Consider the following 23009-nt stretch of genomic DNA (forward strand, 5'->3'; position numbering starts at 1 on the left):
CGGCCCATGGCCGCGATCAATCTCCTGGATATGTGGTAATCGACAAAGAAACGGGAAGAAACGGAAAATCACCATGCTCTGGCTCTGCATACAATTTCCCCGCCTGCCACTGCAGGCCCTGACCCGCGCCCAGCGCGGCGGCCCCGAAGACGTGCCACGGGCCGTGGTGGAGCAACAGCTGGTGGTGGACGCCAACCGCGCCGCGCGGGCACGCGGGGTGCACAGCGGGCTCACCATCGCCACCGCCTGCGCCCTGTGCGCCGAGATCGAGCTGCTGCCGCGGGATACGGAACGCGAGGCGCGGCTGCTGCAGGAGCTGGCCCAGTGGGGCTACAGCTTTACCCCGGTGGTATCCCCCCGCGCGGCGGGTGCCCTGCACACCGGCGATGGCGATTACGCCTGCCTGTACCTGGAGCTGGGCGGCTGCCTCAAAGCCAATGGCGGGCTGGAGCCGCTGCTGCAACAGTTGCGCAGCGAACTGCGCCAGATGCACATCAGCGCCTTCATGGGCCTCGGCCACAGCCCCAGCGCCGCCCATATGCTGGGACAGCTGGAAGAACACCGTCAGTGGCTGGCAGGGGCCAAAGCCCCTCCCAGCCCCCAGCAGTGGCGCCAGTGGATCAGCTTCGCCCCCGGCAAGCTGCTCGACTGCGACCACAAGACCATAGCCAAGCTCTATGCCTGTGGCATCAAGCGGGTCAGCCAGCTGCTGGCCATCCCGCTGTCGGAAGTCGGCAGCCGCTTCGGGCGGGACTTTGTCGACTACCTGGCGCGCCTCAACGGCACCCGCCACGACCCGGTGCCCAGCTACCAGCCACCGCCGGAATTCCACAGCGAACTGTTTTTCCCGAGCCCGCTGGACAACAGCGAGCAGCTGCTGTTTCCCGCCGGCCGGCTGGTGCGGGAGTTGTGCCAGCAACTGCAGCGCCGCCAGCTCTACAGCCAGCAGTTGCGCTGGAAACTGGATTTCGGCCAGCAGGGCTGCAAGGTGGTGAGCGTGGAGATCTCGCGCCCGCTGCTCGACGCCCAGCGGCTGATCGCCCTCACCAAATTGCAACTGGAACGAATCGTACTGGAGCAGCCGGTGCAGGCTCTTGAGCTGACCTGCGATCGGCTGCAGTCCCTGGGCCAGGAGACCGTGGACGACGACCTGTTCGGCGAGGCGAGCCGGGTGCAGCGCAGCCACCAGCTGCTGGACCGGCTCCGCGCCCGCCTCGGCCACCAGGCCCTCTCCGGCGTCAGCCTGAAGGAGAGCCACCTGCCGGAACAGGCCTGGCAGAGCGCCGACAGCCTGGTGCTGCAGAGCCGCCAGCGCGGCCACCGGGTACAGCCAGTCAACGCCGCCCGCCCCAGCTGGCTGCTGCCACGCCCGGACCGAATCCAGTGCCGGCAGCAGCGGCTCTTCTACCGCGGCGAGCTGCGCCTGCTACAGGGCCCCGAGCGCATCGACGGCTACTGGTGGCAACACCGCCGCCACGCCCGCGACTACTACATCGCCCGCGGCGAGGAAGGCGGCCTCTACTGGGTATACCAGGACCTCACTTCCGAGGACTGGTACCTGCACGGGATCTACGCGTGATGCATCAAGCCCGTAGCCCCCTGCACTGGATGCCGGCCTTCGCCGGAGTCGATGTGACTACCGTCGTCATCCCGCTGGGCCGGCACTCCGGCGCAGGCCGGGATCCAGAAAACCACCGGACCAGAAGGTATGCACAGACAACCCTGTGTCTACATCCTCGCCAGCAAGCGCAACGGCACACTCTACACGGGAGTCACTTCGAGCCTGGCCCAGAGGATCTGGCAACACAGGGATGGGCTTTCTGAAGGTTTCACGCACAAATATGGAGTGAGGGATCTGGTCTGGTATGAGCTTCACAGCACCATGACCTCTGCCATCACGTGGGAAAAGCAAATTAAAAGCTGGCGGAGGGCCTGGAAGCTGAAAATGATCGAGCGTTTTAACCCGGCCTAGCGAGACCTGTATCAGGAGATTCTCTGAACTGCTGGGGCAAACTTTACTTATGAGCCACCACCTCTGGATGCCGGCCTGCGCCGGCATAACGGCAATAATGGATGAGAAACCTCGCGGAATTTTAAACATGCTTATCCCCGACAGAAATACGAGGCCACGCTCAGGAAACCCCGATAATGGGACCCGTTTGGAGCCATAGCAGAGAGAGTAAAGGTAACACCGGAAATCTGAAAAAAACCGCCCGTCATCCCGGCGCATGCCGGGATCCAGAAACCACAGGAATCAGCTACTGGCACAGGGGGAGGTGCGAAGTAAAACAGAGTATCCGCAATCAAAATGCAGTACGCCGAACTCTTCTGCCAGAGCAACTTCTCATTCCTGCAGGGCGCCTCGCACCCGCAGGAGCTGGTAACCCGCGCCCACGAGCTGGGCTACCGCGCCCTGGCCATCACCGACGAATGTTCGCTCTCGGGCGTGGTCCGTGCCTACAAGCAGCTGGGGGAACTGAAGACGGAGGGCTGCCAGCTGAAACTTATCTGCGGCAGCTACTTCCGCCTTAGCGACATTGCGTGTGAAGTAGTGCTGCTGGCCCCGGACCGGGATGCCTACAGTGAGCTCTGCCAGCTGATTTCCGCCTCCCGCCTGCGGGCAGAAAAAGGCAGCTACCGCACCACCCTGGATGACCTGCTGCACACTTGCCACAAATGCATCGCCCTCTGGCTGCCCCGCCAGCGGCCACTGGAGATGCCCGCTGCACTGAAAGCCCACTTCCACGAGCGGCTCTATATCGCCTTCAGCAACCACCTGCTGTCGCGCCAGAACCAGCACAATGAGGAACTGTTACAGCTGGCCGATTGCGAGCAGCTGCCGCTGGTAGCCACCGGTGCGGTGCTGATGCACTGCCGCAGCCGCAAGCCCCTGCAGGATGTGCTCAATGCCTGCTACCACAACTGCACCCTGGACGAGCTGGGCTACCGCCTCGAACAGAACGCCGAGCGCTACCTGCGCCCGCTGGAAGAGATTGAGAGGCTCCAGCCGCCGGAGGCCATCGCCAACACCACCGCCATCGCCGACCGGTGCCATTTCAGCCTGGATGAGTTGCGCTACCAGTATCCTTCGGAAGTCCTGCCCGCCGGCCGGGAAGCCGGCGAGTATTTGCGCGAGCTGGTGGAGGCCGGGGTAAAGGCGCGCTGGCCCCGGGGACCGGAGCCACGCATCGCGGGGCAGATCGAGAAGGAGCTGGCGCTGATCGCCGAGCTCGGCTACGAGCACTACTTCCTCACCATCCACGATATTGTCCAGTACGCCCGCAGCCGGCATATCCTCTACCAGGGCCGCGGTTCGGCGGCCAACTCGGTGGCGTGTTACTGCCTGTTTATCACCGAGATCGACCCTCACAAGATCGGCCTGTTGTTCGAGCGTTTCATTTCCCGTGAGCGCAACGAGCCGCCGGATATCGACGTGGACTTCGAGCACGAGCGGCGCGAGGAAATCATCCAGTACATCTATGAAAAATACGGCCGTGAGCGCGCCGGGCTGGCCGCCACCAAGATCAGCTACCGCTTCAAGAGCGCCCTGCGGGATATCGGCAAGGCCCTGGGGCTGGGCAGCGCCACCATCGAGCAACTGCTGGCGGAGCGCACCTGGTGGGACACCATGGAGGATTTCCCCCGCCAGATGCAGAAAGTGGGGATCGACCCCCGCAGCAGTGCCGGGCGCATGCTGCCGCGACTGATGGAGCAGATCCACGGCTTCCCCCGCCACCTGTCCCAGCATGTGGGCGGCTTCGTCATTACCGAGCAGCCATTGCACACCCTGGTGCCGATCGAGAATGCCGCCATGGAAGACCGCACCATCGTGCAGTGGGACAAGGAGGATATCGAGGACCTGAAACTGATGAAGGTGGATATCCTGGCCTTGGGCATGCTCACCGCCCTGCGCAAGTCGCTGACCTATATGCGCCTCTACGGTCCCAGCCTGCGCCTGCAGGATATCCCTACCGAGGACCCGGCCGTCTACGAGATGATGTGCCGCGCCGACACGGTGGGTGTGTTCCAGGTCGAGTCCCGTGCCCAGATGAGCATGCTGCCGCGGCTGCAGCCGCGCAATTTCTACGAGCTCACCATCGAGATCGCCATAGTGCGGCCCGGCCCCATCCAGGGCGGCATGGTGCATCCCTACCTGAAGCGCAAGCAGGGGCTGGAACCGGTCAGCTATCCGCATGAGAACCTGCGTCCGGTACTGGAACGGACCCTGGGGGTACCCATCTTCCAGGAACAGGTAATCCAGCTGTCCATGGTGGCCGCCGGCTTCAACGGCGGCGAGGCCGACCAGCTGCGCCGCGCCATGGCCAGCTGGGGTAAGAACGGCAACCTCTACCAGTTCCAGGACAAGCTGGTGGCCGGCATGCTCAAGAACGGCTACCGGCCGGACTTTGCCCAGCAGCTGTTCGAGCAGATGAAGGGCTTCGGCTCCTACGGCTTCCCCGAATCCCACTCCGCCAGCTTCGCCCTGCTGGCCTACTTCTCCGCCTGGATCAAATGCCACCACCCGGCGGCCTTCTACTGCGGCCTGCTCAACAGCCAGCCCATGGGCTTCTACGCCCCGGCACAACTCGTCTACGACGCCCAGCGCCACAACGTGAAGGTGCTGCCTATCGACGTGCTCTACAGCCACTGGGATCACCAGATAGAGTTCGCCGACAACACTTCCCCTTCCCTATCGTCATCCCGGCGCATGCCGGGATCCAGTGAACCGCAGGGGGTAAAACTGGCACCGGACGAGCGCCAAACCACACCCATGCTCCGCCTCGGCCTGCGCCTGGTAAAGGGCCTGGAACAACAGAGTGCAGATACCATCTGCCAGCTGCGCGAGGAGCACGAAATCACCTCCATGGCCCGGTTCCGCCAACTCACAAATCTGCATCGGGACCAGCTGGCCCTTCTAGCCAGCGCCAATGCCTTCCGCAGCCTGGCCGAGAACCGCTACCTGAACACCTGGGAATCACTGGACCGGGAGGATGAGGCTGCCAGCGGCCACTCCCATATCCCGTCCAATACCGTCGAGGACAACACCTACAGCGACTACGCCAGCACCGGGCTGACCCTGCGGGAACACCCCATCGCCCTCCTGCGCCGACGCGAGGAGTTCCGCCACTGCCTGAAAGCGCGGGACCTGGCCCACTGCCGTGACGGCAAGCAGGTAAACGTGATCGGGTTGGTGACCTGCCGGCAGCGACCGGGCAGCGCGGCGGGAGTGATGTTCATGACGCTTGAGGACGAGACCGGCACGGTCAACCTGGTACTGTGGGAACAGGTGCAGCAACGCTATCGGTCAGAGATCAGGCGGGGCAATGTGCTGGAAGTCAGTGGAAGGGTTCAGGTAGGTGTCGAGGGGGAGGGAAGTGATTACTCGGTGATTCACCTGGTCGGCCGGGAAATCCGCTGTCTTGCCTGGCAAGAGGTCCAGGCCGTGCGCAGCTTTAAATAACGGCGAACCAGCTGCCTACCGCTCGCAGCCGTTCCAGTACGGCCAGTTTTTCTTAAACCAAAAAACCAAAAAAATCCCCGCACTAGGCGGGGATTTTTTCAGGCGAGCACTATGCGGAGCCAGTAATCGGGCTCTCGCTGCTCTCCTGACCCAACCTTACTGACAGCCAGAAGGCAGGTGGTTCGGGTTGGCCAGGCCGGCACAGGTCCACTGGGAGATCTGGCCGCCATTGATGAGCGGGGTCAGGGTCATGGTCTGACCAGCCAGTACACCGGCATCGAACGGAACGGAAATCACACCCATAGCGGCGACTGTCACACCACCATCGGTGATGTACTTGCCGTTCAGGCCTGCGGCAGAGTTAGTGACGTTGGGATCAGCTTCTACACCGGCGATGCCATTCTCGGAAACATACACGGCGATATCAGTTGCCAGGCCGGAAGTCACCTTCGGCGCTTCAGCCGCCTGGGAACGCGCGGTGTAGTCCTGGTAGGCCGGCAGAGCGATGGCGGCCAGGATGCCGATGATCGCAACCACGATCATCAATTCGATAAGAGTAAAACCCTGTTGTTTTTTCATTGTAACCGTCTCCATACAGACATTTGGTTTTAGTGAATCCCGTGAGGAAGTCGCCGTAGAAGATACAAGGTTTGTGCCAAGTTGCGCAAGCGCGCAAACGCAACGATTCCGGGGGGTTAGGGAAGAGACCTACGGTCAAATCTTGGCCAGCACGACACACAAAATAAAAAAGTGACGAAAAATGTCACATTCATACTGCTGGTGTTGGTGTATGCATATCGCAAGAGTGAAAAAACAGCCAGCGAGCACGCACGCACATTGCCCCACGCTGCTTAAAACTGGAAGTAAATCACAAACCAACCGCCGTTTGGCCTGCCCCCGGTTATTGGTTATATTACGGAAGCTGGCGGTAAAATGTCCGGCCATTTTACCGCGCCCGGGCCCACCGAAGTGAGCGCATCTACCGGATAGATCAAGATAGCGAGAATCGCACAAAAGAGATAAAAGTTCCGATAGGCAGGTAAACAGATATTCAAAGCTGTGCCCATATCAACCGGCACCACCCAACTGCACCCTAAAGTGACGCACTGATACCTATGAGCAGTACTCCCCTGAGCGGCCTGGCCAAGCGGCTGGTGGCAGACAAGCTTCTCGACGAACCCACGGCAATCTCGGCCACCAAGGCGGCCCAGCGCGAGGGCCACTCCTTTGCCCAGCACGCCGTCGAGGCCAAGCTGGTCAAGAGCCGTGAACTGGCCCGCATCGCCTCGCTGGCGTTCGGCTCCCCGCTGTTCGACCTCGGCAGCTACAACTTCGACCTGATTCCACGGGACGTGATTGCTGAAAAGCTGATCAGCAAGCACTTTACCCTGCCGCTCTACAAGCGCGGCAACCGGCTGTTCGTGGCCGTAGCCGACCCCACCAACCTGGCCGCGCTTGACGAGATCAACTTCAACACTGGGCTCAATACCGAGGCCGTGCTGGTGGAGGCCGACAAGCTGGCCAAGGCCATCGACAGCTACCTGTCCCACAGCGACAACATGGGTGCCGGCCTTGACGGCATGGACGACGAAGCGCTGGACGCCCTCGATGTCGAGGGGGGGGGCGTCGATCGGCAGGACGACGCCGAGCCCGGTGGCGACGAGGCCCCGGTGGTGCGCTTCGTCAACAAGATACTGCTGGACGCCATCCGTACCGGCGCCTCGGATATCCATTTCGAGCCCTACGAAAAGACCTACCGGGTGCGCCTGCGTACCGACGGCGTGCTGCACGAGGTAGCCAGGCCACCCATCCAGCTGGCCACCCGCATCTCTGCGCGCCTGAAAGTGATGTCCAAGATGGATATCTCCGAGCGACGGGTGCCGCAGGACGGCCGCATCAAGATGAAGCTGTCCAAGACCAAGGCCATCGATTTCCGGGTCAACAGCCTCCCCACCCTGTGGGGCGAGAAGATCGTACTGCGGATCCTGGATCCCTCCTCGGCCAAACTGGGTATCGACGCCCTGGGCTACGAGGACGAACAGAAGCAGATCTATATGGATGCCCTGGCGCAGCCCCAGGGTATGATCCTGGTGACCGGTCCCACCGGCTCTGGTAAGACGGTCTCCCTCTATACCGGCCTGAACATCCTCAATACTGCGGAGCGGAATATATCCACCGCGGAGGACCCGGTGGAGATCAACCTGGAGGGAATCAACCAGGTCAACGTGAACCCCAAGGTGGGCCTCAACTTCGCCGAGGCCCTGCGCTCCTTCCTGCGCCAGGACCCCGATATCGTCATGGTGGGCGAGATCCGCGATCTGGAAACCGCCGAGATCGCCATCAAGGCGGCGCAGACGGGCCACCTGGTGCTGTCCACCCTGCATACCAATTCGGCCCCGGAGACCCTGACCCGCCTGATGAACATGGGTGTGCCCACATTCAATATCGCCACCTCGGTCAGCGTTATCATCGCCCAGCGCCTGGCCCGGCGCCTCTGCGGGGAGTGCAAGAAACCGGCCACCCTCCCCGACGAGGTATTGAAGCAGGAGGGCTTTGATGCGGTGGATATCGACCGGCAGGAGTGGAAAATCTACCAGCCTGTGGGCTGTGAACACTGCTCCAAGGGCTATAAGGGCCGGGTGGGTGTGTATGAAGTGGTTCGCATCACCGACGGAATCTCAAGAATTATAATGGAGGGTGGCAACTCCATCCAGATTGCCGACCAGGCCCGCAAGGAGGGCTTCAACAACCTTCGCACCTCCGCCCTGCGCAAGGTGGTAATGGGGGTCACCAGCCTCGAGGAGGCAAACCGGGTCACAAAAGACTAGGTAAAGACCGACAAACGGCCGGGGGATATTGCCCCCTGCCGCCGGCAATGAAAATTTCGCCGATACAGCATAGAGACGCGGTGCAAACCGTGCGATAACAAGAAACAGGAATTACTATCATGGCCAACGCCACTGCAGTCGCGTATGTCTATAAGGGCGTAGACAACAAAGGCAATAAGGTCGAGGGCGAACTCACCGGCACCAGCCCTTCGCTGATCAAGGCACAACTGCGCAAACAGGGCATTATCGCGAACCAGGTAAGGAAGAAACCGAAACCCCTTTTCGGCGGCAAGAAGAAAGTTAAGCCCGCGGACATCGCCCTGTTTACGCGCCAGATGGCGACCATGATGAAAGCCGGGGTGCCACTTGTGCAGAGCTTCGAATTGGTTGCCGACGGCGTGGACAACGAGGGCGTCAGGGAACTGATACTGAAAATTCGCGACGATGTGGCCTCCGGTACAGCCTTCGCCGAGGCCCTGCGCAAGCACCCGCTGTATTTCGATGAGCTCTTCTGCAACCTGGTCGCCTCAGGCGAGCAGTCCGGCGCCCTGGAGACCATGCTGGACCGCATCGCCACCTACAAGGAAAAGACCGAATCCCTGAAGGCCAAGATCAAGAAGGCAATGACCTACCCGATTGCGGTTATCGTGGTCGCCATTGTTGTTACCGCCATCCTGCTGGTTAAGGTGGTTCCGCAGTTTGCCGAGACATTCTCCAGCTTTGGCGCGGAACTTCCCGCATTTACCCTGTTCGTTGTCGGCCTCTCCGAGTGGATGCAGGCTAACTGGTTTATGGCACTGCTCGTGGTCGTAGTCGGTATCGGCGGTGTCATCGAGGCGAAAAAGCGCAATAAGAACGTAGCCCAGTTCTTTGACAGGCTGGTTCTCAAGCTGCCGATTCTCGGCACAATTACCTATAACTCCATCGCAGCGCGCTTTGCACGGACACTGTCCACCACCTTCGCCGCGGGCGTGCCCCTGATCGATGCCCTCAAGTCCGTGGCCGGCGCCACCGGTAATAGCGTCTATGAGGAGGCCACAATGAAAATCCGTGATTCTGTGGCTACCGGTATCCCCCTCAACGGTGCCCTGCGCACTTCTGGCTTGTTTCCCACCATGTTGATCCAGATGACCGCAATCGGCGAGGAATCGGGCGCGCTGGACGAGATGCTGAGCAAGGCGGCGGACTTTTACGAGGAGGCCGTGGACAATATGGTGGACAACCTCACCACCCTCCTGGAACCCATGATTATGGCAGTGCTCGGCATTCTGGTGGGCGGCCTGATGATCGCAATGTACATGCCAATCTTCCAGCTGGGCCAGGTCGTATAAGAAATGCTCGATACAATCGTTTCGCAACAGGCGCTGCTCTCGGGCAGCGCTCTTGTTTTGGGCCTGCTGATCGGCAGCTTCCTGAACGTGGTCATCTACCGCCTGCCCATCATGATGGAGCGCGAATACAAGCGCGACTTCTACAGCTATTTCGAGCTGGAACCCAAGCCGGGAGAAAAAGAGGAGCTGGAGGAATCTTTCAGCCTTATCCTGCCCCATTCCCACTGTCCCAACTGCGATAAAGAGATCAAACCGTGGCACAACGTGCCGCTGGTGAGTTACCTGGCACTCGGCGGCAAGTGCAGCAACTGCGGCGCGAGCATTTCGAGGCGCTACCCGCTGGTGGAACTTGCCACCGGAATCCTGACCGCAATCGTGGTCTGGCAGCTGGGCTTCACCTGGCAGGCCGCCGCCGGCTGCGTGTTTACTTGGGCGCTGGTGGCGCTCACGGGCATCGATTTCGACCGTCAGCTGCTACCCGACAGCATCACCCTGCCGCTGCTGTGGACCGGGCTGCTGATCAACTACTGGGGTGTATTCGTACCGCTGCAGGATGCGGTGATCGGGGCGATCGCCGGCTACCTGGCGCTCTGGTCGGTCTATCATGTCTTCAAGCTGGTGACCGGCAAGGAAGGCATGGGCGCGGGGGATTTCAAGATCCTGGCCGCCATCGGCGCCTGGTTCGGCTGGCAGATGCTGCCGCTGGTTATCCTGCTGTCCGCGGCAGTGGGCGCCGTGGCTGGCCTGGCCTGGAGCGCCATCGCCGGTCGCGACCGCAACCTGCCCATCGCCTTTGGCCCCTACCTGGCCGGGGCCGGCTGGATCGCCATGCTCTGGGGCGAAGAGATCATGGGGTGGTACCTGGGTTACTCGGGGCTGGGCTGAGACTTATCTTGATGCAGGAGCCTGCTTGCAGGCGAAACGCAGGTCGACCCGATCGCTTGATTACCGGTTAAATGACGTTCGCCTGCAGGCAGGCTCCTACGAGGGCGCCCGAGGGGGAGCGGTCGCGGCCAGCGGCCGCTCCTACATGTGCGAGGATTACAAATGCTGACGATTGGGTTGACCGGCGGAATTGGCAGTGGCAAGTCCGCGGCGGCGGACTGCTTCCGCGAACTCGGCATCAGGGTCGTGGACGCGGACTGGGCCGCGCGGGTGGTGGTGCAGCCCGGCAAGCCGGCGCTGGAGGAGATTGCCGCGCACTTCGGCGCAGGAATACTGCTCGAAAGTGGTGAACTTGACCGCGCCCGCCTGCGCGCGCTGGTGTTTGACCACGAGGTCGAGCGCAAATGGCTGGAGGCCCTGCTGCACCCGCTGATCCGCGAGGAAATTATCAAAGCCCTGCAGGGAAGCCCCGGCCCCTACGCAATCCTGGAATCCCCGCTCCTGATCGAGTCCGGCCAGTCCGAGCTGGTGCAGCGCGTGTGCGTGGTCGACGTACCCGAGGCCTTGCAGCTGGAGCGCGCCGGCGCCCGCGACGGCAATACCCCGGAGCAGATCCGCAGGATCATGGCCGCCCAGCTGCCGCGCGAGAAGCGCCTGGCCCGTGCAGACGATGTACTGGACAATAGTGGCGACCGCGCCAGCCTCCGCCGCCAGGTCGAGCAGCTGCACCAGGAATACCTGCGCCTGGCCACCGGCAGCAACGACTGAGCCTCCACCCTGACTCCAGCAGCCACGGCCTTCCCTGACTGAGACAGCAAGCGCCCCGGGCCACGTGCCCCGGCGTGTCGTGGCCAATTGCAGCTGATGGTATAGTGGCAGGTTAGAGTTGTACGAGACCGGACAGAAAACCTGAACTATGAGCAAAGAGAAATCGGGCAGCCCCACCCTGAATTGCCCCACCTGCAAGAAACCGATCGAGTGGAATGACAAGTTCCCCTTCCGCCCCTTCTGCAGCGAGCGCTGCAAGCTGATCGACCTGGGAGAGTGGGCCAGCGAGGGCCACAAGATACCGGGCCAGCCCGCCTACGACGACGTGCTGAGCGAGGACCTGGATCCATCCACGAAGAAGCACTGAGGCTCCTGGGCAAACCAGGGGATGGCTCACACGCTCGCCTGGCTCATTGGCGCAGGCCGGGCGACAGGACACACTCCGCAGGTAAGTAGCCGGTCGCGGCCAGCGGCCGCTCCTACGGGTCGTTACCAGGAGTCGTTGCAGCCCTGATTGCGGCGATGATCTCGCGGTTGGCATCCGGGAACCGGTAGCTGTCCAGCTCGTCCAGGGCCACCCAGCGCACTTCCTGAGCCTCGAGCCCCCGCGCCTCGCCGGTAAAGGCCAGCACCCACCAGGTGTCCAGCAGCACCGTCTTTTCCGGATAATCGTGCCGGATCTCCGTCAGCGGCTGCAAGCCACCGGCCTCGATGGCCACCTCTTCGCGTAACTCCCGGGCCAGCGCCTGCTGCACTGTCTCGCCCTCCTCGACCTTGCCACCGGGAAACTCCCAGCGCCCACCCATGTGCAGGTGGTCCGGGCGACGCGCAATCAGGATGCGGCCGTCCGCGCGGCGTACCACGCCCACCGCCACATGAATCACTTTCCTGTCCGTCAAGGTTTCGCTCACCATTCACGTCTCACTTCAGCCATAAACCCGGTACCGGGGCTGTCCTTATAAAACCCTTCGCGACGTATCTCAAGGGGAGTGGCAAACCCGGCGGTTGATAGCGGCCCGGGAGCTGAGCGGCGGGAGGGGCACTGGCGGCCACCCTGCTGCACGTGGCCGCCTGCCTACAGGCCCCGGAAAAGGGCGAGGAACTAGGTGTTGAGGCGGACGGCGTTACCGCCCCGCGGCATGCGCGTCGGCTGCGGGAGACGAAACGTCAGGCGCGGCGATAGCTGCTGAAGTGGAAGTGGTACAGGACTTCATGAAGACCAGCACGAAGATTGCAGCCAATATCGCGAAAACGAGTATTCTCACCCTCTTACCTCCTGCCCGTTAAACCAGCTGTTCCCTGCTAATTATAGGTAGTCAACACGGCTATAGAGGCAGACTGCGCCCAGTACAGGATGAATACCGGGCACGGCAAGTCACAGAGGCATGATCCGCCCTGCCCCGGTACAGCCGTCCCGGCTCGCCCTAGGTGCGGTATTCGGCGTTGATGGTGACGTATTCGTGGGAGAAGTCGCAGGTCCAGATATGTTCACGGCAATCGCCGCGCCCGAGCGCCACGCGCACGGTGAATTCCGGCTGGCCAAACACTGCCTGCCCCGCCTCTTCGGTATAACCGGCCGCCCGGCCGCCGGCCTCGACCACCTGCACATCGTCCAGGTAGATGTCCACCTGCGCGGGATCCAGCCCCTCGATGCCCGCGTTGCCCACGGCCATCACCAGCCGCCCCCAGTTGGGGTCAGAGGCATACATGGCGGTCTTCACCAGCGGGGATTCTCCCACCTCGAACGCCACCCGCAGCGCCTCTTCACTGCTCGCGGCGCCGTCAACCTGTACGGTGACAAATTTCGTTGCGCCCTCCCCATCGCGGACAATCGCCTGGGCCAGCTCGATATGCACGTCGATGATGGCCTGCTTCAGCTGCTGGTATTCCTCGCCCCGCGCATCGGCGGGGTGATGGCCGGCGCTGCCGGTGGCAATCAGCACGCAGGCGTCATTGGTGGAGGTATCGCCGTCCACACTGATGCGATTGAATGAGGCCCCCACCGCCTCCTGCACCAGCTCATCCAGCAGCGGCTGGCGGATGGCGGCATCGGTCGCCACGTAGGCAAGCATGGTGGCCATGTTGGGCTGGATCATGCCGGCTCCCTTGGCAATGCCAGCCACCGATACCGTTTCGTCGCCAAACCGGACGGTGCGGGAGGCGATCTTCGCCCGGGTGTCGGTGGTCATGATGGTGCGGGCGGCGTCTTCCCAGCCGTCCACCTCCAGGGCGTCGGCCGCGGCGGGAATGGCGCCTATGAGCTTCTGCAGCGGCAGGTGTTCGCCGATCACGCCGGTGCTGAACGGCAGCACCTGCGCCGCCCGGATATCCATGGCTTCAGCGACTGCCTCGCAGCAGGCCCGGCAATCGGCAATACCGCGCTCACCGGTGGCGGCATTGGCATTGCCGGCGTTGACCAGCAGGGCGCGGACCTCCCCCGCTGCCAGGTGCTCTTTCGCCACCGTGACCGGCGCGGCACAGAAGGTGTTGCGGGTGAAGGTTGCCGCGACGCTGGAGCCGGGGGGAATTTCCACCAGCAACAGGTCGTTGCGCTGCCACTCCTTGATACCCGCGCGGACGCTGGCGAGGCGAATCCCCGCCACCTGCGGTGTTGAGTTCTCTGGCATAACGGTGAGGACCTCCTGCTGTCAGGTCCGCCCCGGCGGGCGGCTACTGGGAAAAGGATATTATCGAAGGGGAAAACACGGTAAACAAGACACGGGCAGAAATTTTCTGCGGAACAGAACCGCAACTTCGCAGAAACTGCGAAGCGTCGGCAAAAAAATACCCCGCGCTCGCGGGGTATTCGGGTGACGAGTGCGGGCGCCGGCGCGCCCGTCAGGTCATCAGCTCTGGGTCGATGAAGTCAGCTTGCCGTGGCACTGCTTGAACTTCTTGCCGGAGCCGCAGGGACAGGGGTCATTGCGCCCCACCTTGGGACCGCGCCGGGCAGGTGGCGGTGCAGCAGCCGGTGCGGCCTCGGGGGCCTCAGTGTCGAGCGGCATGCCCGATGCCTCAGCGTGCTTAAGTTCCAGTTCCTGCTTGCGCTGGGCCTCCAGGCGGCGCTGCTCCATCTCTTCCATCTGCTCGCGGGTCATGGGCTCCACGTGCGCCAGGATACGGATCACCTCGTGCTTGAGGTTCTCCAGCAGGCTCTGGAACAGGTGGAAGGACTCGCGCTTGAACTCCTGCTTGGGGTTCTTGTTGGCGTACGCGCGCAAGCCGATGCCGGCGCGCAGGTGGTCCATGCTGGACAGGTGTTCTTTCCACAGCTGGTCCAGTACCTGCAGCATGATCTGGCGCTCGACGGTGGCCATCATGGCGGGATCACCGGTGGACTCACCCACCCGCTTGACCTTCGCATCGTAGGCCGCCTGGGCCTCGGTCACGATCTTCTCCCGCAGGCTCTCCTCGTGCAGGGTGCGGTCTTCATCCAGCCACTGCTGCACCGGCAGCTCCAGGCCCAGCTCGCCGGCCAGCTGCTTTTCAAGGCCCGGGATATCCCACTGCTCCTCCACGCTCTGCGGCGGCACGAAGCCGGACACCAGGTCGTTGACCACGTCTTCGCGGATAGCACTGATGGTGTCGCTGATATTTTCCGCTTCCAGCAGTTCATTGCGCTGGCCGTAGATCACCTGGCGCTGGTCATTGGCGACATCATCATATTCAAGCAACTGCTTGCGGATATCGAAGTTGCGGCCCTCGACACGACGCTGGGCTTTCTCGATGGCGTTGGAGACCATGCGGTGCTCGATGGCCTCGCCCTTCTCCATGCCCAGCATCTGCATGAAGTTCTTCACCCGGTCGGAGGCGAAGATGCGCATCAGGTTGTCTTCCAGCGACAGGTAGAAACGGGTCACGCCCGGGTCGCCCTGGCGACCGGCGCGGCCGCGCAGCTGGTTGTCGATCCGGCGGGACTCGTGGCGCTCGGTGCCGATGATGTGCAGGCCGCCGGCCTCGATCACCGTCTCGTGGCGCTTCTGCCATTCCGCCTTGGCCTGCTCGATCTCGGCCTCGGTGGGTTCGCTGCCCTTCTTCTGGCGCAGCTCCTCGACTTCCGCTTCCCAGTTGCCGCCGAGCACGATATCGGTACCGCGGCCGGCCATATTGGTGGCGATGGTGACGGTGCCCGGGCGGCCGGCCTGGGCAATGATCTGTGCTTCCTTCTCGTGGTACTTGGCGTTCAGCACCTGGTGCTTGATGCCCGCCCTGGTCAGGCGCTGGGACATCTCTTCCGATGTCTCAATGGAGGCGGTACCAACGAGGATCGGCGCCTGCTTGTCCCGGCAGTACTTGATGTCCTCGATGATGGCATCCATCTTCTCTTCTTTGGTCAGGTACACCAGGTCGTTCAGGTCCTCCCGCTGCTTCGGCTTGTTGGTGGGGATTACCACCACGTCGAGGCCGTAGATCTGGCGGAATTCGAATGCCTCGGTATCCGCGGTACCGGTCATACCGGCCAGTTTGGGATAGAAACGGAACAGGTTCTGGAAGGTGGTGGAGGCCAGGGTCTGGCTCTCACTCTGGATCTGCACACCCTCTTTTGCCTCCAGCGCCTGGTGCAGGCCCTCGGACAGGCGGCGGCCCGGCATGGTGCGGCCGGTGTGCTCGTCGATCAGCACCACCTGGCCGTTCTGCACGATGTAGTCCACGTCGCGATGGAACAGGACGTGGGCGCGCAGGGCGGCGTGCACGTGGTGCAGCAGGCCCAGGTTGCCGGGCGCGTAGAGGGAATCGTCCTCCCGGATAAGGCCGTTGCGGGTGAGAAGGTCCTCCACCAGCTGGTGGCCTTCTTCATTCAGCTCTACCTGGCGGGTCTTCTCGTCTACCGAATAGTGGCCCTCGCCACCGTCTTCAGCCCGCTCCAGGTTCGGGATCAGCTTGTTCATGGCCAGGTACAGGTGGGACGAGTCCTCGGCCTGCCCGGAGATGATCAGCGGCGTGCGCGCCTCGTCGATCAGGATGGAGTCCACCTCGTCGACGATGGCGAAATTCTGCGGGCGCTGGGTCCGGTCTTCCTTGCGCAGCACCATGTTGTCGCGCAGGTAGTCGAACCCGAATTCGTTGTTGGTGCCGTAGGTGATGTCGGCCTGGTAGGCGGCTTTTTTGTCTTCCGGGTGCTGCTGCGAGACGATCACGCCCACCTGCATTCCCAGGAACTCGTACACCGGGCGCATCCAGTTGGCGTCCCGGCTCGCCAGGTAGTCGTTGACGGTAACGATGTGCACGCCCTTGCCCTCCAGGGCATTCAGGTACGCGGGCAGCGTCGCAACCAGGGTCTTGCCCTCGCCCGTGCGCATCTCCGCGATACGGCCCTCGTGCAGGGTCATGCCACCGATCAGCTGCACATCGAAGTGGCGCATGCCGAGGCTGCGGCCGGCAGCCTCGCGGACGGCGGCAAAGGCCTCGGGCAGCAACTGGTCCAGCGTCTCGCCGTCTGCCAGGCGCTTGCGAAATTCCTCTGTTTTCGCTTTCAGCGCGGCATCATCGAGCTGCGAGTACTCCTCTTCCAGCGCATTGACCTGCGTGACGACGCGCCGCATGCGCTTTAGCTCGCGGTCGTTTTTGGACCCAAAGACCGTTTTTATCAATTTGCCAATCATTATCTAGAAACCAATCAATCTGTAGTGCGGTGCTTACCGTCAGGGAAGGCCCTGGGGGCTGTGTCGCCTGCGGCCGGATTCTTGTTGCCTATATCGGGGCGCTGGCACCGGATTCCAATAAGGGGTGCAAGTAAACAGGAAGGCGCAGCGACTAGCAACTCCCCCGGGGAGGCCTGCCGCTGCGCGATATGGAGAGAATAGTTGTTATCTGCCGGTGCGGCGGATGTAGCTGGCCGGGTCGACCGGGCGGTCGTTCTTGTGCACCTCGAAGTGCACATGCGGGCCGGTGGAACGGCCGCTCGATCCCATCAGGGCAATGACCTGGCCCCGCTTGACCACCTCACCGAGCTTGACCTTGATCTCGCTGTTATGACCGTAACGGGTCTTGTAGCCATTACCGTGATTGATCTCCACCAACTGGCCGTAGCCATGGCGATCCTCGGCCCAGGTCACTACGCCGGCGGCCACCGCCACCACGTCAGAACCTTTCTTGCCGGCAAAGTCCATACCGCCATGCCAGGAGCGACGGCCACTGAAGGGATCGGTGCGGTAGCCGTAGCGGGACGACATCCAGCCGCGGCTGATGGGCCGGCCGGCGAGGAACTGCAGGTCTTCCAGCTGCTTGGTGGCAAGTACCGACTCGATCGTGGAAAGCTGCAGCTGGCGGTCCTCGATCTGCTCGGACAGATCGGTGAACACATCCATGAAGTCCGGCTGCTGGAACGGGAAGTCCGGAGAACTGCCCTCGCCCGGCTCCTCTGGCCCGCCCAGGGCGGGTGCGGTGCCGAACTGGAATTCGTTTTCATCGAGCTTGGCCACGGTAACCAGCCGCTCGCCCAGGGCATCGAGACGGGTCAGGCGCGCCTGCATCTCGGCCAGCTTGACCGTCAGCGCCGTCAGCTGCTCACGGGCCTGCTGGTCGGCCTCCTCGATCTGCACCTGCTGCTTGCGCAGGGCCTTGCTCCAGGCCTTGGCTGTGCGGGAGTCGAAGACATCCGAGTCGGCCACCGGCACGTTCACCCCGAGGAGGAACGCCCCGACCGGCATGCCGATCAGGCACAGGCCCAGCAGGGCCTTGCTGAAGCGGCCAAAGCGGAAACTGCGGGTAGTGCCCACGCGTTCATTGACGAGAATTACTTTCATAACCGGTGCGTGTGGATTGCAATGCGTTGTTGTTGTATCCGTTCCCGAGTGCAGCTCCCTCGAGCCGCACGGTCCTCACGCCCTTCCACTGGGATCTCGGCCGACCGTGACATCCAATGTAACAGCTGTCGGCCCAACAAACTCTTGCCTGGCGCACGCTTTTACCCCGCGGGCCAGACAGAAAAAAGCCGGTAACTTTCGTTCCGGCTTCCGGTTTTACACTTATACGGCCAGGATAGGCTTCACGTACGAGATGGGCGCTTCCTGCTCATCCTCGAAGGTAACCATTTCCCACGCATCTTCCTGCGCCATCAGGGTGCGCAGCGACTTGTTGTTGAGTGCGTGACCTGACTTGAATGCCTTGTATTCCCCAATCAGGCTGGTACCCAGCAGGTACAGGTCGCCGATGGCATCCAGGATCTTGTGCTTGACGAATTCGTCCTCGTACCGCAGGCCGCCCTCGTTCAGGATGCGGTACTGGTCGATCACGATGGCATTGTCCACACTGCCGCCCTGGGCCAGGCCCTTGGAACGCAGGTACTCGATCTCATGCATAAAGCCGAAGGTACGGGCGCGGCTCACTTCCTTCACAAACGAGGTGCTGGAAAAATCCACGGAGGAGCTCAGGTTCCGCCCCTGGAATACCGGGTGATCGAAATCGATGGTGAAAGACACCTTGAACCCGTTGAACGGCAGGAAGCTGGCAACCTTGTCGCCCTCTTCAACGGTAACGGGTTTCTTGATACGCAGGAATTTCTTCGGCGCGGACTGCTCCTGAATTCCGGCTGACTGGATCAGGAAGACAAACGGTCCGGCACTGCCGTCCATGATAGGCACTTCCTGCGCACTGAGTTCGACAATGGCATTGTCGATTCCCAGGCCCGCCATGGCGGAGAGCAGGTGCTCAACCGTGGCCACTCGAACGTCGCCCTTGACCAGCGTAGTGGACAGCAGGGTATCGCCGACGTTCTCGGCACGCGCCTCAATCTCGACTACCGGGTCGAGGTCCACGCGACGGAATACAATGCCACTGTCTACAGGCGCCGGCTTGAGGGTCAGGACCACCTTCTTGCCGGTGTGCAGGCCCACGCCCGTGGCGCGGATAGCATTCTTGAGAGTGCGCTGTTTGATCATGTATCGGTCTTTTCCCATTCCATTAGCGGCGAAGAAGCCGCAGCAAGCCGGCGATCATATCAGAAAAATAACGCCAAAACCATAATTGGCTGGGCAGTCATAACTATCCGCCGCACCACACTGATAAGGATAGTTTACCACGAGGCAAACCGCGCCAATCGGGCCTGCCAGCCTCCATTAACGGTGCATGCTACAGGGCCCTGGCTGAATGCGAAGTTAACAAAGGTAAAGAAATAGCGGCGACACCATGCCTGTGAAGCGGGGTGTCGCCGCCAGGTGCGGCCGGCCAGGTGCGGCCGGCTAGGTGCGGCCGGCCAGGTGCGGCCGGCGAGACGAGGCGGGCGCCCGGCCCGATAGGCCGGGCAGACATGAGCGGTGTGTTTGCCTCGCCTGGCGCGGCCCGACTCCTGCCTCAGTCGGCCTGGCGGCGCAGGAACGCCGGGATATCCAGGTACTCCATATCGGTATCCGCCGGGTTCATTGCCGGCGCCGGGCGCTTGGGCCGCTCGGCCTCGGCGCGCTGGCGGGCTTCCCCGACATCGCGACCAGCCATGGCGGAAGGCGCCTCGCGGGCCTCCTGGCGACGGGTGTTGTCTACCACCTTGGTGGGCCGCGCGGCCTGCTGCGCGCCCTCGCCAAGACCGGCGGCAACAACAGTGACGCGCATTTCATCGCCCAGCTTGTCGTCCACGGCGGTACCGATCACCACGGTGGCATCGTCAGAGGCAATCTCCTGGACAATCTCGCCCACCTCGGAGTATTCGCCCAGCGTCAGCTCCTGGCAGCCACCTTCTTCACTACCGGTAATGATGTTGACCAGGATACCGCGGGCACCCTGCAGGTTTACGTTATCCAGCAGCGGGCTGCGCACCGCTTTCTCTGCGGCCTCGCGTGCGCGGTTCTCGCCCACGGCAGCACCGGAGCCCATCATCGCCATGCCCATCTCTGACATGACGGTGCGCACATCGGCGAAGTCGACGTTCATGATACCCGGGCGGATCATCAGGTCGGCAATCCCCTGCACCGCGCCCAGCAGCACGTTGTCGGCTTCCTTGTACGCCGCCTTCATGGTGACCTTGTTGCCCAGCACTTCCAGCAGGCGGTCGTTCGGGATGGTGATCAGGGAATCAACCTTGTCGCGCAGCTCGAGGATACCCTCTTCTGCCACCTGGGCGCGCTTGCGGCCCTCGATCTTGAACGGGCGAGTGACGACAGCGACAGTGAGGATTCCCAGGTCCTTGGCGATCTCGGCCACGATCGGCGCACCGCCGGTACCGGTGCCGCCGCCCATGCCGGCGGTGATAAACACCATATCGGCGCCCTGCAGGACCTCGGCGATGCGGTCGCGGTCCTCCAGCGCCGACTGGCGCCCCACATCGGGATTGGCACCAGCGCCCAGGCCGCGGGTGATGTTATTGCCGAGCTGCAGGATTGTTCGCGCCTCAATGTCCTTCAGCGCCTGGGCATCCGTGTTGGCGCAGATGAAATCCACACCCTCGACTTCACTGAAGATCATGTGTTTAACGGCATTGCCACCGCCGCCGCCGACACCGATCACTTTTATGACAGGCTTGTCCTGTACGCTATCGACTAGTTCGAACATCTCTGTTCCCCTTTTTTGCTCATGTCAAAATTTATAGTTCGGTCCTGAATCAATTTTTTTCGCGGGCCGCCGGTAGTCTTCCGGCACTTTTGCTCTCTTCCCCGCGTGAAGATTTACAGGTTGCCGCGGAACCAGTGTTTCACCTTGTCCCACCAGAGGTTTTCCTCGCGCACCGGGCGCCGCCCGGTGAGATCCGCCTCCTCCTGTTGCATTGCGTACATCAGCAGACCTACGCCGGTGGAGTAGATCGGGTTGCTGACGATATCTGTAAGCCCGGCAACGCCCTGGGGCACCGCGAGGCGAACCGGCATGTGGAAAATTTCCTCGGCCAGCTCTACCGCGCCTTCCATTTTCGAGGAGCCGCCTGTCAGCACGATCCCCGCTGCACACAGGTCCTCAAAACCGCTGCGCCGCAGTTCTGCCTGCACCAGCGTAAACAGCTCGTCATAGCGCGGCTCCACCACCTCGGCGAGCGCCTGTCGCGACAGGTCGCGCGGCGCCCGGTCGCCCACACTGGGCACCTTGATGGTCTCACCCTCGCGCGCCAGCTTGGCCAGGGCGCAGGCGTACTTGATTTTCAGCTCCTCGGCGTGCGGTGTCGGCGTCCGCAGCGCCATGGCAATGTCATTGGTCACCTGGTCGCCGGCAATCGGGATCACACCGGTATGCCGGATTGATCCACCGGTAAATACCGCGATATCGGTGGTACCACCGCCGATATCAACCATGCATACACCCAGTTCCTTCTCGTCGTCGGTCAGTACCGCATAGCTGGACGCCAGCTGCTCCAGGATGATGTCCTCCACTTCGAGGCCACAGCGACGGATACACTTCTCAATATTCTGCGCTGCGTTGACCGCCCCGCTAACGAGATGCACCTTGGCCTCCAGCCGCACGCCGGACATGCCCAGGGGCTCTTTCACCCCCTCCTGGTTGTCGATCAGGAACTCCTGCGGCAGCGTGTGCAGGATTTTCTGGTCGGCGGGGATGGCCACCGCGCGGGCCGCATCGATTACCCGGTCCAGGTCCTGCTGGGTCACCTCGCGGTCCTTGATTGCGACGATGCCGTGGGAATTCAAGCTGCGGATATGGCTGCCGGCAATTCCCGCGTAGACCGAATGGATCTCGCAGCCTGCCATCAGCTCGGCTTCCTCGACTGCCCGCTGGATCGATTGCACCGTGGACTCGATGTTTACCACCACGCCTTTTTTCATACCGGTGGAGCGATGGGAGCCGATGCCGACGATATTCAGCTCGCCGTCGCCGCCGACTTCACCAACAATAGCGACGACCTTGGAAGTGCCGATATCCAGCCCCACAATCATGCGGTGATCGGATGCATGTGTCATTTTTGTACCAACCTCGCTGAACAGTATTCCGGAGCGCATTCCCAATAACGCCCCAGGACACCGTACTCGCCTTTAAATTTTTATCCGCCCGGCGCGCACGCCGCGTTCAATCACTTTCCTGTTCATTATCTTTCCACTGCACCGCCACGGCATTGCCATAGCGAGTATCCACCCGCACGACCCGCTCCAGGTGAGGGGCGAGCACGCCGCGGCTGAGACTGAGAAAACGATTCACCCTCTCCAGCAGTTCATCGTGTCCCAGGTGCAGTTCAATGCCGGAAACCAGTTCCAGGTGCCATCCGGCCAGGTCATCAAACGACAACCGCTTCACTTCCATATCCCGCGTGGTCAGTAACCGCGCAAGAGCCTGGTACTGCGCCATGATGCGCTCTACCAGTTCCTCATCGCCTGCCAGCTCCGGCAGGCGGCCTGTCTTCAGGTGCTCCGGCCGGGGCAACAGCTGGCCACTCGCCACCAGTAACCGGTCCCTTCCCCAGGCTGCCAGCGGGGCGGCCTCCTCAATGCGGATCTCGACCCCGCGGGGCCAGCGGCGGCTGACCGAAGCAGACGTAATCCACGGGTTGCCCAGCAATGTCTCCCGCATCCCCCGGATGTCCAGGGAGAAGAAACCGTTGCGAAGGTATGGCAACAGCATCTCCTCTACCTGCTGCCGGGTGACCGCCCGAAAGGGCGCTTTCACCCGTACATGCTCCAGCGCATCGACCCGGCTCAGCTGCGGCACCGGCATCTGCTGCCAGCCCCACACAGCCCCGTAGGCGAGCCCCGTAACCAGGCCGATGGCCAGTGTCACCATCAGTGCGGGAACAAGCCGGGAGGATCTTTCCTCCTGGGCCGCCCTGGGCCGGGCCCCGCGCTGGCCCTTCTTGCGCACGGCCGCATCTTT

The 23009-nt window shown here is 62.3% G+C and carries 17 protein-coding genes; 8 read left to right on the top strand and 9 right to left on the bottom strand.

Annotated features, from left to right (window positions below):
- The first annotated feature begins 73 nt into the window (after positions 1 to 73).
- The 3 genes from BLT26_RS02350 to BLT26_RS02360 all read left to right on the top strand — a co-directional run bounded on the left by BLT26_RS02350 (position 74) and on the right by BLT26_RS02360 (position 5461).
- Positions 74 to 1579, top strand: a complete 1506-nt coding sequence (locus tag BLT26_RS02350) for a Y-family DNA polymerase (RefSeq protein WP_091507626.1) — start codon at positions 74 to 76, stop codon at positions 1577 to 1579.
- A gap of 129 nt (positions 1580 to 1708) precedes the next feature.
- Positions 1709 to 1972 (top strand): GIY-YIG nuclease family protein, encoded by a 264-nt coding sequence (locus tag BLT26_RS02355; protein ID WP_091507630.1) that lies wholly within the window; start codon positions 1709 to 1711, stop codon positions 1970 to 1972.
- A 336-nt stretch (positions 1973 to 2308) separates the two neighbouring features.
- Entirely contained in the window at positions 2309 to 5461 is a 3153-nt protein-coding gene (locus BLT26_RS02360; RefSeq protein ID WP_091507634.1) for an error-prone DNA polymerase, read from the top strand.
- Positions 5462 to 5617: 156 nt separating this feature from the next.
- Here BLT26_RS02360 and BLT26_RS02365 read toward each other — a convergent pair whose 3' ends face one another.
- A complete protein-coding gene (locus BLT26_RS02365) occupies positions 5618 to 6040 on the bottom strand; it encodes a pilin (RefSeq protein ID WP_091507638.1) in 423 nt (140 codons plus the stop codon).
- A gap of 536 nt (positions 6041 to 6576) precedes the next feature.
- Between BLT26_RS02365 and pilB the strand changes: the two genes are divergently transcribed.
- The 5 genes from pilB (at position 6577) to yacG (ending at position 11640) form a co-directional block, all read left to right on the top strand.
- The gene (pilB, locus tag BLT26_RS02370) at positions 6577 to 8289 is read left to right on the top strand and encodes a type IV-A pilus assembly ATPase PilB (protein ID WP_091507642.1); all 1713 of its coding nucleotides are present in this window, start codon (positions 6577 to 6579) and stop codon (positions 8287 to 8289) included.
- Positions 8290 to 8408: 119 nt separating this feature from the next.
- Entirely contained in the window at positions 8409 to 9620 is a 1212-nt protein-coding gene (locus tag BLT26_RS02375; protein ID WP_091507645.1) for a type II secretion system F family protein, read from the top strand.
- Positions 9621 to 9623: 3 nt separating this feature from the next.
- On the top strand, positions 9624 to 10505 hold the full coding sequence (locus BLT26_RS02380; RefSeq protein ID WP_091507649.1) for a prepilin peptidase: 882 nt from the start codon (positions 9624 to 9626) through the stop codon (positions 10503 to 10505).
- A 162-nt stretch (positions 10506 to 10667) separates the two neighbouring features.
- Positions 10668 to 11273: a dephospho-CoA kinase gene (coaE, locus tag BLT26_RS02385; protein WP_091507652.1), complete on the top strand. Its 606-nt coding sequence runs from the start codon at positions 10668 to 10670 to the stop codon at positions 11271 to 11273.
- Between the two features lie 148 nt (positions 11274 to 11421).
- Positions 11422 to 11640: a DNA gyrase inhibitor YacG gene (gene yacG / locus BLT26_RS02390; RefSeq protein ID WP_091507655.1), complete on the top strand. Its 219-nt coding sequence runs from the start codon at positions 11422 to 11424 to the stop codon at positions 11638 to 11640.
- Positions 11641 to 11752: 112 nt separating this feature from the next.
- On the opposite strand, the gene mutT is transcribed toward yacG, so the two are convergent.
- The 8 genes from mutT to BLT26_RS02430 all read right to left on the bottom strand — a co-directional run bounded on the left by mutT (position 11753) and on the right by BLT26_RS02430 (position 22997).
- Positions 11753 to 12187, bottom strand: coding sequence for an 8-oxo-dGTP diphosphatase MutT (gene mutT, locus BLT26_RS02395; protein ID WP_091507658.1), 435 nt, complete (start codon positions 12185 to 12187; stop codon positions 11753 to 11755).
- Positions 12188 to 12697: 510 nt separating this feature from the next.
- On the bottom strand, positions 12698 to 13900 hold the full coding sequence (gene argJ / locus BLT26_RS02400) for a bifunctional glutamate N-acetyltransferase/amino-acid acetyltransferase ArgJ (protein ID WP_091507660.1): 1203 nt from the start codon (positions 13898 to 13900) through the stop codon (positions 12698 to 12700).
- 219 nt (positions 13901 to 14119) lie between these two features.
- Entirely contained in the window at positions 14120 to 16876 is a 2757-nt protein-coding gene (gene secA / locus BLT26_RS02405) for a preprotein translocase subunit SecA (RefSeq protein WP_091507663.1), read from the bottom strand.
- Positions 16877 to 17080: 204 nt separating this feature from the next.
- On the bottom strand, positions 17081 to 18019 hold the full coding sequence (locus BLT26_RS02410) for a M23 family metallopeptidase (RefSeq protein WP_091507666.1): 939 nt from the start codon (positions 18017 to 18019) through the stop codon (positions 17081 to 17083).
- A 222-nt stretch (positions 18020 to 18241) separates the two neighbouring features.
- Complete coding sequence (gene lpxC / locus BLT26_RS02415; RefSeq protein ID WP_091507670.1) at positions 18242 to 19153, bottom strand: UDP-3-O-acyl-N-acetylglucosamine deacetylase; 912 nt, start codon at positions 19151 to 19153, stop codon at positions 18242 to 18244.
- A gap of 412 nt (positions 19154 to 19565) precedes the next feature.
- Positions 19566 to 20756, bottom strand: coding sequence for a cell division protein FtsZ (ftsZ, locus tag BLT26_RS02420; protein ID WP_091507674.1), 1191 nt, complete (start codon positions 20754 to 20756; stop codon positions 19566 to 19568).
- 113 nt (positions 20757 to 20869) lie between these two features.
- Complete coding sequence (ftsA, locus tag BLT26_RS02425; RefSeq protein WP_091508740.1) at positions 20870 to 22105, bottom strand: cell division protein FtsA; 1236 nt, start codon at positions 22103 to 22105, stop codon at positions 20870 to 20872.
- A gap of 106 nt (positions 22106 to 22211) precedes the next feature.
- Complete coding sequence (locus BLT26_RS02430; RefSeq protein ID WP_245720555.1) at positions 22212 to 22997, bottom strand: cell division protein FtsQ/DivIB; 786 nt, start codon at positions 22995 to 22997, stop codon at positions 22212 to 22214.
- Positions 22998 to 23009 lie beyond the last annotated feature (12 nt).

Origin of the sequence: Microbulbifer yueqingensis (assembly GCF_900100355.1) — a bacterium.
Taxonomy (GTDB): Bacteria; Pseudomonadota; Gammaproteobacteria; order Pseudomonadales; family Cellvibrionaceae; genus Microbulbifer; species Microbulbifer yueqingensis.